Raw genomic sequence first — 11,175 nt, forward strand, 5'->3', positions numbered from 1 at the left:
CAAAACGGGGTAAAAGAGGCATCCTACCCCACATCCGCCCCGCCGTGCTTAGAGGCATGGTCACGGTCACGGAGGCACGGTCACGGGCGCGCCGGCGCGGGCCAGTGGCGCGGACGGGGTCGAGGGCGGCGCGGGACTGGAGATGCGGGGCGCTATTGGCCCTGGGCCAGGGAATAGCCGCGGGTGTCGCCGTATTGGAGGAGGAGCTCGTAGGAGCAGACCTTGAAGTCGGCGGAGACGCGGGCGCAGAGGTCGAGGACGGACTGGACGGTGACGGGGACGTCCTTTTTCTCGAAGCGGGCGGTGTAGACGTTGGCGCAGTTGGTGAACACGGAGCCGGTGGGCCATACCTGGGTGCCGCGGTTGCTGAGGCTGGTGAGGGTGAAATGGGCGCCGGGGTGGCGGAGGCATTTTTCGGCGACGGCGCCGGGTTGCTCGGCGCTTTCCACGAAGAGGTCCACGCCGTTGATGGTTTCGTGGGCGTGGGTGGGGGAGACGAGCATATGGTTTTCGGTGGGCTTCACCAGCTGCAGCTCCACCGGGTGATTGGGTTGTGAAAGCACGGCACTGGTGGCGGGGAGCTTCCCGAAATTGGCGATAATGGCCGCCGCGAATTCCGTGGTATTGAGGGACACGGTGGACCGGTCGCCGAAGTCGCCGGTGTGGATGCCCTGCTCGAGGGTATGGAGCAAGGCGTTTTCGATAGTGGCGGCCTGCTCCCAGAGGCCCAGGTGGCGAAGCATCATCAGACCGCTCAGCAGGAGGGAGGTGGGGTTGGCGATGTTTTTGCCCGCGATATCGGGGGCCGTGCCATGTACGGCTTCGAAGATGGAGATGAACTCGCCGATGTTGGCGGAGGGCGCAAAGCCCAGACCACCGACCAGACCGGCGCAAAGGTCGCTGAGGATGTCGCCCTGCAGGTTTGTCAGACAGATAACGTCAAAATCCTGGGGTTTGGTAACCAGCTTCATTGCGAGGTCATCGACGATCACGTCATCTGCTTTCAGGTGGGGATATTCCCGGGCGATCTCGTTAAAACATTCCAGGAACAGGCCATCGGTCAGCTTCATGATGTTGGCCTTGTGGGCGCAGGTTATCCGGCGGGCGCCCTGCTTGTCGGCCATGTTGAAACAATAGCGCAGGAACTGCATACAGCCCGGGCGGGTAATCATACGCCGGCTTACCGCGACATCCTGGGTGAGCATATGCTCGATGCCGCCGTATGTGTCTTCGATGTTTTCGCGGAGGATGGTGAGCCGGATCGGGATGCCGGCCTTGGAGAAAACGGTGTCCACGCCATGGAGGGTCTGGAAGACGCGTTTGTTGGCGTAGGTGTTCCAGACCTTGCGCGCGGTGACGTTGATGCTTTTTACGCCTTTGCCCTTGGGCGTCTCCATGGGGCCTTTGAAAAGGACTCCCAGACGCTCGATAGCCTGTTGCGCATCGGGCGTCATACCAGTGCTGAATCCCTTGTCGAACACCCACTTGCCCATGTCTACAAATTCGTATGTGAGGGGAACCTTTGCTGCGTTGAAGATATGCAGTACGGCATCCATGATCTCGGGTCCTATTCCATCTCCCTTGGCTACGGCGATTTTCATAAAGTTCTTTTTTGCTCCGCAAAGGTACGGCTTTGTCGCCGATGAGAATCAGTGGTCAAACATCCATTCGACTTCGCCGATGGAGAAGTTGCGCTCGCCGGTGCGAAGGCGACCGTCGGGGAGAACGCCGAGAGGCGTCGTTTCGATGATGGAGCCGTTGTGGCGCAGGCGGATGGGCTGATGAAGGTGTAACAGCTGTTCCTGGTAGCGCGACAGCGTCGCGGCGCCGTCGGCGATGAGCGCCTGCCATTCTTCTTCCAGGAGGGTGCAGAGCTCGCGGGCCAGTTGGATGGTATCGAAGGTGCGGCCGGTGATCTGGCGGAGGGAAACAGGGGGGCGGGGAAGGTCGGGGAAGCTGACCTGGTTGACGTTTAGGCCGATACCGATGACGGCCCACTGCCACTCTTTACCACGATAGGCGTTTTCAATAAGGATGCCGGCTGCCTTTCTGTCACGCCAGTAAATATCGTTAGGCCACTTGATAGATGTCTCGTGGACGGCGTAACGGGTGAACAGGCGAAAAGCCGCCAGCGCCACGGCGGCGCTGAGGGTAAATGGCTCCAGACGCCGGATGGGCGAGGCGTTTACGAGGACGGACAGGATAATATTGGCGCCGGGCTCGGCGGTCCATTGCTTACCCCGCTGGCCTTTTCCGGCGGTTTGGTCGTGGGCGAAAACCGCGGTTCCATGACTCGCCATTCCTGCATGGACGAGGGCCATGGCATAGTTGTTGGTGCTGTCAACGGTTGACAATTCGACAAAGGAGAAACCGATCAGATTTGTTATTTTTGGCAAAGTAACTCAAAACAGCATACATTTGGCAGCATTATCTATATTGTCTACCCGCCCGAAAAGCAGCAATTCAAGGCTAACCAGGAGCAGTAAGATCTTCAAAACCATCATACAATCCATCCAGCAAAAGAAAGGGGAAAACATCGTCAGCCTCGACCTGAGGAAGATACCGGAAGCCGTCGCAGACTTTTTTATCATCTGCCAGGCTAGCAGTCATATCCAGGTCAAGGCAATTGCCGATTTTATCAAGGAGGAGGTAGAGGTACACTGCCAGGAGAAGCCATACCATCACGAAGGGACACAGGCAATGCAATGGGTACTAATCGATTATGTAAATATAGTGGTTCACATTTTTCTCCCGGAAACCCGGAAATTCTACCGCTTGGAGGAAATGTGGAGCGACGCACCCCAAATGGAACACGCGGGGTAGGGCGGGCATAGCCCGCGCCCGAGGGGGGCCGCAAAGGCCCGAAGGGCAATAATTGAATTCAAAACTCTGATTCCAATTAAAAACATGGCACAAGACGATTTTAAAAAGGAGCGAAGGATGGGAGCGGGTAACGATAACAATATCACCGGACGAACCGGAGACGGCAGGGACCCCAAAAAGGGCCCCCGTTTCAATATATATTGGGTTTACGGATTGATCGCCGCGACGATTATCGGCTTTCAGCTCTGGCATCAGCAGAGCCCCGACGTCGTCACGATCACCCGGGAAGACTTCGTTGATTCCATGGTGGCCAAGGGTGACGTAGAACGTTACCTGGTCGTTCCCAATAAGGACATAGTACGGGTCTACATAAAGACCGGGTCGCTGCAAAAGGCTTATTACAAGGGTCTTTTCGCAGCCAACAGCATCACCCCGTCGATGATGAACGGCATCGAAAAAGGGCCGCAGTTCATGTTCCGGGTTGTCGACGCCAAGAACTTCGACAACCAGATGCAGCAATACTTCAAGGACCACCCCGAGGTTTCCCGGCCTAAGTCGGACTCGAGCCCGGAGGACAGCTATTTTGGTCCTCTGTTGCAGCTGCTGCTGCCGGTGTTGTTGTTCGTAGGGCTTTGGATACTCTTTATGCGTAAGGTCGGCGGCCCTGCCGGCGGCGGCGGTCCCGGCGGTATTTTCAACATCGGCAAGTCCAAGGCGACGCTTTTCGATAAGGGTACCAAGGTCAACATCACCTTTAGCGATGTGGCCGGTCTGGACGAAGCCAAGGTGGAAGTCATGGAAATCGTGGACTTCCTAAAGAACCCCAAGAAGTATACTTCCCTGGGGGGTAAGATCCCCAAGGGGGCCCTCCTGGTGGGACCTCCCGGTACCGGTAAGACCTTGCTCGCCAAGGCCATGGCCGGTGAAGCGCAGGTGCCCTTCTTCTCCATGTCGGGTTCCGACTTCGTGGAGCTTTTCGTGGGGGTTGGCGCCAGCCGCGTCAGAGACCTTTTCAAACAGGCCCGGGAAAAGGCGCCCTGTATCATCTTCATCGACGAAATAGACGCTATAGGTCGTGCCCGTGGGCGGAACGCCATCATGAGCAACGACGAAAGGGAAAATACGCTGAACCAGCTACTGGTGGAAATGGACGGTTTTGGTACGGACAGCGGGATCATCATCCTGGCGGCAACCAACCGGCCGGACGTCCTGGACAGCGCCCTGTTACGCCCGGGTCGTTTCGACCGCCAGATCACGATCGACCGCCCCGACGTAAAGGGACGCGAAACGATCTTCTACGTCCACCTGAAGCCGATCAAAAAGTCTTCCAGATTGGATATACGGAAGCTGGCGGAGCAAACACCTGGTTTTGCGGGAGCGGATATAGCAAACGTATGTAATGAGGCCGCCCTGATCGCCGCGCGTAAGGGTAAGACCGAGGTCGAAATGGAAGACTTCCAGGACGCGATCGACAGGGTCATCGGCGGTCTGGAGAAGAAGAACAAGATCATTTCTCCCGACGAGAAGGAGATCATCGCTTACCACGAAGCGGGTCACGCCATCTGTGGCTGGTACCTCGAGCACGCCTATCCCCTGCTGAAGGTCACCATCGTCCCCCGCGGCACGGCCGCGCTCGGGTATGCCCAATACACGCCCAAGGAGCAGTACCTCTACAATACCGATCAGTTGTTCGACCAGATGTGTATGACGCTGGGAGGCCGGGCAGCGGAGCAGATATTCTTCGGTAAGATTTCGACCGGCGCCTCCAACGACCTCCAGCAGATCACCAAGATGGCCTACTCCATGGTGACCGTCTACGGGATGAACGAGAAGGTGGGGAACATCAGCTTCTACGATCCGGCGCAGGAAGGGTACTTTACAAAACCCTACAGCGAGGACACCGGGAAGATGATCGACGAAGAGGTCCGGAAGCTGATCGAGAAGGCATACATCGAAACCCAAAAGCTCCTGAACTCGAAAAAAACTCAGGTCGAAGTACTGGCGAAAGAGCTGCTGAAGAAGGAAGTGCTCTTCCAAAGCGACGTGGAAGCCCTGATCGGAAAGCGTCCCTACGAGGACAAAAGGATCGATGTGGTGGACGACGGCGTACCGCCCGCACCGCTCAATGGAATACCTCCCGAAGTTGAAAAAATCTGATCGCATCGATGAAGGTCTCGTCTGCGAAAGAAAATATACTCAAACGAATCCGACAGGCACTGAGCAACCCAGTGCCTGTCCCTTTTCCCAATAGCGAAGGAACGTCGTCCGTTTACCAGCCCTCCCCGGAGGAGCTGGAGGTAAAGTTCGCCGAGGAATTTTCCGCGCTGAAAGGGAAATTCATGTACTGCGCGGGTCCGGATGAGCTCCTCGAAGCCCTGCGGTCCCTGGTCCAGGTACGGGGTTGGAAGGAGCGGCAGGTGATTTGTAAGGAAGAACGCCTGAGGGATGTGTTGAGCCCGCTGCGCCTGGTCTATACCGACGAGATCGCCGAGGCGGCGGCGGGGATCACCGATTGCGAATACCTGGTGGCGCGGACGGGTTCTATCCTGATGAGCAGCGCCCAGTCGAGCGGCCGGACAACCAGCGTATACGTCCCCGTCCATATTTGTATCGCGTACGTCGACCAGCTGGTCTACGACATAAAGGAGGGGATCCAAAAGATAAAAGAAAAATACCCGGAACGCCTGCCTTCCCTCATCACCCTGGCCTCCGGTCCCAGCCGCACGGCCGATATCGAGAAAACCCTTGTTGTGGGAATCCATGGACCGAAGGAGGTCTTTGTATTCCTGCTGGAGCGGTAACCACTCTTATGAAGCGGATCTATTTCTTAAGCGACTTCCACCTGGGGGCCCCCGACCGGGAAGCAAGCCTGGTACGGGAACGGAAGATCTGCGCTTTCCTGGATAGCATAGCGGACAACGTCGATACGCTTTTCCTCCTGGGGGATATGTTCGATTTCTGGTATGAATACCGGGGCGTCGTGCCCAAGGGTTATACGCGTCTCCTGGGGAAGCTCGCATCGCTAACCGACAGAGGGATTCCGGTGCACTTTTTCGTCGGGAACCACGACATGTGGATGAAAGGGTATTTTGAACGGGAATTGAATATACCGGTCTATCACGAGCCAAAGGAGTTCGAGTTGCGGGGAAAACGGTTCCTAATCGGCCACGGCGACGGTCTTGGCCCGGGGGACCACGGGTATAAGTTTATAAAAAAGATTTTCCGGAACCCCGTTTGCCAGGCTATGTTCGGGACGCTGCACCCATACGTAGGCATAGGGTTGGCCAACTATTTCAGCCGGAAGAGCCGCGAGTCGACCGGGCAGCTCCGGGAACGCGAGTGGCTGGGGGAGGACAACGAGTGGTTGTTGATCTATTGTAAGGAAGTGTTGAAACAGCGGCACTACGACTATTTTGTGTTTGGGCACCGGCACCTGCCGGTCGACGTGGCGGTGTCGCCCGGCAGTCGCTACATCAATACCGGGGACTGGATCAATTGGGACAGCTACGCCGTATTCGACGGGGAGACGGTTTCGCTGCAATATTATAAGCCATGAGGATGTTGCTGCCGATACTGTTGTTTGCGTCCAGCGCCATTTGCGCACAATCGAGGCTGTCGCTGACGAGCACTTTGCCGCTGGCGGCCGGAGATTTCCGCGTGGACAACCTGGGGAACGTCTATGGGATTACTACCGACGGCCAGATCCGGAAGTATACCGCCCCCGGGGACTCCGTGGCTGCGTATAACGAGACGCGGCGCTATGGCTCACTGACGACGGTCGACGTGACGAATCCTTTACGGGTATTATTATTTTATAAGGACTTTATGACCGTGGTGGCGCTCGACCGGTTCTTCGGGCGCTTGTACGTATCCGACCTGCGGCAGGCGCAAATCCTGCAGGCGTCTACCGTGGCCGCGGCCTATGACAATAACTTCTGGGTGTTCGACGAACAGAACGCGCAGCTCAAGCGCATCGGCGATCAGGGGCAGGCGGTGATGACTTCCGATGACTTTAGACAACTGTTCGGGGAAAGCATTACGCCGGAAGAGATCGTCGACCAGGGAGGGCTGGTCTACCTCAACGATACGGCCCGGGGCATCTATGTCTTCGACTACTATGGCGGATTCAAGGTGAAACTGTCCTTCAAGGGACTTACGGGGCTCCGCGTCTTTGGCAAAAACATCTACGGGGTCGTGGGGGGACAGCTCTTTAGTTATCAGCCCGGCACCCTGCAGGAGGACCGGTTGATATTGCCGCCGGCGGAAAAATACCAGATTGTGTTTGGTGGATTGTATGCCCTGCGCAAGGGAGTTCTCTACTATTATAAGATTACAGGCGGGCTTTTATCTCCAGAAGAAAAGCCTTGATCTTTTCCAGGGAGCGTACCAGCTCCATCCGGGCCGCCCCGTCCTGGCGGTTGCCCTTCAGGTATTCCTTGGCGCCCTCGATGGTGAGTTTTTTCTGGCGGAGCAGATAGTGGATCAGTTCCAGGGTCTTTATGTCCTGTGGGGTAAAGAACCGGTCTCCCTTTTTGTTTTTCCGGGGGCGGATATCGCTGAACTCGGTTTCCCAGAAGCGGATCAGGGAGGTGTTGACCTTGAACATGGCGGCGACCTCGCCGATAGGATAGTATTGTTTTTTGAACAGGATTTCGTCCTCGGGTATTTCGATCAGGTCGGCGGCGGCGGCGAGCTCCTTGACGGATTTGCGACCGCGTGCGCCTTTGGCCGCGGGCGCCCGGGTGGGCTTGGGCGCTGGTTCGGGGGCCGGGTCCCAGGCGAAGAGCTCGCCAGGCGGAGGGCTCGGGGGCGCGGGAAACAGCTGGCCGGTCGTGGCATCGGGGTGAATCAGCGGCTCGAAGGTGAGGGGCGTCTCTTCCGGTGGTGGCGGCGGGACATGTTGTTCCTCCGGGGGCTTTTGACCGGGTTGTTCGTCCCCGCTAAAGGGGAAAGCGATCTGCTGGAGTGCCATTAGTCAAAGCTTTGGTTGCTGGCCTTGGATAATTTCAGGATCCTATCGAACTGCTCAGGTGACAAGTCGTTATAAAAGAAATAGATCGGATCGACCGGGACGCCGTTTTTGTGGACCTCGTAGTGGCAGTGGGGGCCGGTGGACTTCCCGGTGGACCCTACGTAGCCGATGACCTCGCCCCTTTTGACGGCCTCGCCGACGTGGGTCTTTACCTTGAACATATGACCGTATAGCGTCTGGTAACCGTATCCATGGTTAATGACCACGTGGTTGCCGTAGCCGCCCTCCGTAAAGCCAGCAACCTCAACGGTCCCGTTGGCGGTCGCGTAGATCGGGGTGCCCTGGGGCGCCGTAAAGTCGAGACCCGCGTGGAACTTGGTGGTTTTATATATGGGATCGATCCGGTAACCATATCCGGAGGCCACCCGCGTAAGGTCCTTGTTGCTCACCGGCTGGATCGCCGGGGTTGAAGCCAGCAGCTGTTGCTTATTAGCGATCATCTTTTGGATGTCGTCATAGGACTTTTGCTCATATTTCATCCGGTTGGCCAGGGTCGACATGGACTGAGCGATGGACTGGGCGATGTCGTCGTCCTCCATGGTGGCGACGAGCTTTTGTTCGGCCTCGGACGCCATCGCCTTTTCGCGGGCGCTGTCCGGGATAGGGCTTGCCTCGAAGATGGAACGATAGACGCTGTTATCCCTTTTTTCCAGGTCCTGCATCTGGCTTTTTAGTTTTTCGACCTCCTGGTTGAGCTCGTCGTAGTGTTCCTGGATGTTGGAAACCTTCGTGAGCTGTTGCTTTTCACGCGGGGAGGGCAGGTATTGAAAGGCAATGGAGACTACGATAAAGCAGCTGACCAGGACCGCTGACAGAAAACCCAATATCCTCAGCAGCTTCACCCTCAGTGGAACTACCAGTTTTTCATACCGGAGGGTATTCGTATTATAGTAATACTTTATTTTCTTCATGATCGAGCACCTCGGGCTGGCCCCTGGCCGCAAAATCCGAGCCGAATTGGTTACCTTTGCACCCCATAATCAGCTCGAAAGAAAGCAAATATAAGGTTCACACTCCAAAATCAATAAAATGCCGCCTGTGATGACCAGCGACTCGATCAGGACGACCTTCCTGGACTTCTTCCGCTCCAAGGGACACGAGATCGTTCCTTCCGCCCCCATCGTCATCAAGAACGATCCCACCCTGCTGTTTACCAACGCGGGGATGAATCAGTTCAAGGACTTTATCCTGGGGAACCGGGAGCCCCGCTATCGCCGGGTGGCGGACACCCAAAAGTGTCTGCGCGTTAGCGGGAAGCACAATGACCTCGAAGAGGTGGGTGTGGATACCTATCACCATACGATGTTCGAGATGCTGGGCAACTGGAGCTTTGGGGACTACTTCAAAAAGGAGGCGATTGCCTGGAGCTGGGAACTGCTGACATCGGTGTATGGAATCCCCAAGGGTCGGTTGTATGTGACCGTTTTTGGCGGTGATGAGGGCGAAGGGCTGGCCAGGGATTCGGAAGCGTTTGATTTTTGGAAACAGCACGTCGCCGAAGAACGCATCATTTTTGGCAGCAAAAAGGACAATTTCTGGGAAATGGGCGACACCGGCCCCTGCGGTCCCAGCTCGGAAATACACGTAGACTGCCGGTTGGATGCCGAGCGCGCCGCCGTGGACGGCAAGACGCTCGTCAATGCCGACCATCCCCAGGTGATCGAGATCTGGAACAACGTCTTTATGCAGTTCAACCGGCTCAAGGATAAAAGCCTGGAACCCCTGCCCGCTAAACACGTGGACACGGGGATGGGTTTTGAGCGGCTGGTCCGGGTGCTACAGGGGAAGCAGAGCAACTACGACACGGACGTTTTTTCGGGGACGATCGATACTGTGTCGCGTATCGTCGGGAAGCCCTATCTGGCGGACGATTCACTTCCGTCTGTCGCGTTCCGCGTGATGGCCGACCATATCCGGGCCATCAGCTTTACGATTGCCGATGGGCAGCTGCCGTCCAACACGGGCGCCGGGTACGTGATCCGGCGGATACTCCGGAGGGCGGTCAGGTACTATTATACCTATTTGAACTACAGCAAACCTCTGTTATATCAACTGGTCGGCGGGCTGGCTACGCAGTTTGCCGGTGTTTTCCCGGAGTTGAAGGCGCAGTCGGAATTCGTGGCGAAGGTCATTCGCGAGGAGGAAGAGGCGTTCTTACGGACCCTGGAGAGGGGATTACGGAGACTGGACGACGTAATGGCTGCCGGGTCGCTCGACGGTAAGGCCGCCTTCGAGCTGTACGATACCTATGGTTTCCCGGTGGACCTGACGCGGCTCATCGCCGGTGAACGCGGGTTGGGCGTCGACGAGGCCGGTTTCGAGGCCGAAATGAAGCAGCAAAAAGACCGGAGCCGTGCGGCAACCGTTTTGGACACGGGCGACTGGGTCGTTTTGGACAACGAGCCCGGCTCGCGGTTTATCGGGTACAACAACCTGGAAACCATCACCGGGGTGACGCGGTACCGGAAGGTAAAGGCAAAAAATAAGGAGTCCTATCAGATTGTCCTGGAAACGACCCCCTTCTACGCCGAGAGCGGCGGACAGGTAGGGGATACCGGTTCGCTGGTGTTCGGAGGGGAGTCGGTCCCCGTAGAGGATACGAAGAAGGAAAACAACCTCACCATACAGTTCGTGCCCAGCCTGCCGGCGGCCATCGACGGCCCCGTCGTCGCCCAGGTGAATCCGGAAATCCGGAAGGCGACCGCGGTGCATCATACCGCGACGCACCTCCTGCATGCCGCTTTGCGGCGGGTACTCGGGACACACGTGGCCCAAAAGGGCTCGCTGGTGAACGCCGCGAATTTGCGGTTCGATTTTTCGCATTTCGCCAAGATGACGGATGCCGAGATTCGCCTTGTAGAGGACGTGGTCAACCAGAAGATCCGCGAAAACATACCCGTGGTCATCCGGGAGATGCCCAAGGATGAGGCGATCGCGCTGGGGGCCATGGCTTTGTTCGGTGAAAAATATGGCGACGTCGTCCGGGTGGTTATGATAGATCCTTCCTATTCAGTCGAGCTTTGCGGGGGCACCCACGTGGGGAGCACCGGTGAGCTGGGCTATTTCAAGGTCGTGTCCGAGGGCGCCGTGGCGGCAGGGGTTCGCCGGATCGAGGCCGTCGCGGGTATTGCGGCCGACCGGTATTTGCAGGAGCAGCTCGGCGTTTTGGGCGGCGTGCGGGAATCCCTGAAGAATCCCAGGGACCTTCAGTCTTCGGTGACTTCCTTACTTACGGAGTCCGCGGACCTGCGAAAGCGCCTGGAGCGCCTCGAAGCGCGGCAACTGGCGGAACTCTCCAGGGAGCTCGCTTCGCAAGCGGT

The 11,175-nt window shown here is 57.3% G+C and carries 10 protein-coding genes; 6 read left to right on the top strand and 4 right to left on the bottom strand.

Translation table 11 applies throughout. The features are described from left to right. Positions 1-152 precede the first annotated feature (152 nt). Entirely contained in the window at positions 153-1,601 is a 1,449-nt protein-coding gene (locus tag VL547_RS15930) for an isocitrate/isopropylmalate family dehydrogenase (protein ID WP_325579585.1), read from the bottom strand. Between the two features lie 48 nt (positions 1,602-1,649). Further along, on the bottom strand, positions 1,650-2,396 hold the full coding sequence (locus VL547_RS15935; protein ID WP_325579587.1) for a biotin--[acetyl-CoA-carboxylase] ligase: 747 nt from the start codon (positions 2,394-2,396) through the stop codon (positions 1,650-1,652). Positions 2,397-2,418: 22 nt separating this feature from the next. Here VL547_RS15935 and rsfS point away from each other — a divergent pair, with 22 nt between their 5' ends. From rsfS to VL547_RS15960, 5 genes are all read left to right on the top strand, one after another. Next, positions 2,419-2,823, top strand: a complete 405-nt coding sequence (gene rsfS, locus VL547_RS15940; protein ID WP_325579589.1) for a ribosome silencing factor — start codon at positions 2,419-2,421, stop codon at positions 2,821-2,823. Between the two features lie 84 nt (positions 2,824-2,907). Further along, complete coding sequence (ftsH, locus tag VL547_RS15945) at positions 2,908-4,980, top strand: ATP-dependent zinc metalloprotease FtsH (protein WP_325579591.1); 2,073 nt, start codon at positions 2,908-2,910, stop codon at positions 4,978-4,980. An 8-nt stretch (positions 4,981-4,988) separates the two neighbouring features. Further along, positions 4,989-5,624, top strand: coding sequence for a LutC/YkgG family protein (locus VL547_RS15950; protein WP_325579594.1), 636 nt, complete (start codon positions 4,989-4,991; stop codon positions 5,622-5,624). A gap of 8 nt (positions 5,625-5,632) precedes the next feature. Beyond that, positions 5,633-6,379: a UDP-2,3-diacylglucosamine diphosphatase gene (locus tag VL547_RS15955; protein WP_325579596.1), complete on the top strand. Its 747-nt coding sequence runs from the start codon at positions 5,633-5,635 to the stop codon at positions 6,377-6,379. Next, a complete protein-coding gene (locus VL547_RS15960) occupies positions 6,376-7,191 on the top strand; it encodes a hypothetical protein (RefSeq protein ID WP_325579598.1) in 816 nt (271 codons plus the stop codon). The genes VL547_RS15955 and VL547_RS15960 overlap by 4 nt, the downstream gene beginning before the upstream one ends. Here the strand turns inward: VL547_RS15960 and VL547_RS15965 are convergent. Continuing rightward, positions 7,154-7,795 carry a MerR family transcriptional regulator gene (locus tag VL547_RS15965; RefSeq protein WP_325579600.1) on the bottom strand — a complete coding sequence of 214 codons (642 nt, stop codon included), beginning with the start codon at positions 7,793-7,795 and terminating at the stop codon, positions 7,154-7,156. The two genes, VL547_RS15960 and VL547_RS15965, sit on opposite strands and share 38 nt — an antisense overlap. Further along, positions 7,795-8,766 carry a M23 family metallopeptidase gene (locus VL547_RS15970; protein WP_325579602.1) on the bottom strand — a complete coding sequence of 324 codons (972 nt, stop codon included), beginning with the start codon at positions 8,764-8,766 and terminating at the stop codon, positions 7,795-7,797. Before VL547_RS15970 ends, VL547_RS15965 begins: the two co-directional genes overlap by 1 nt. Positions 8,767-8,884: 118 nt before the next feature. Here VL547_RS15970 and alaS point away from each other — a divergent pair. Next, a partial coding sequence (alaS, locus tag VL547_RS15975) for an alanine--tRNA ligase (RefSeq protein ID WP_325579604.1) occupies positions 8,885-11,175 on the top strand: 2,291 nt, incomplete at its 3' end.

It is taken from the genome of Dinghuibacter sp. (assembly GCF_035492835.1).
Taxonomy (GTDB): domain Bacteria; phylum Bacteroidota; class Bacteroidia; order Chitinophagales; family Chitinophagaceae; genus Dinghuibacter.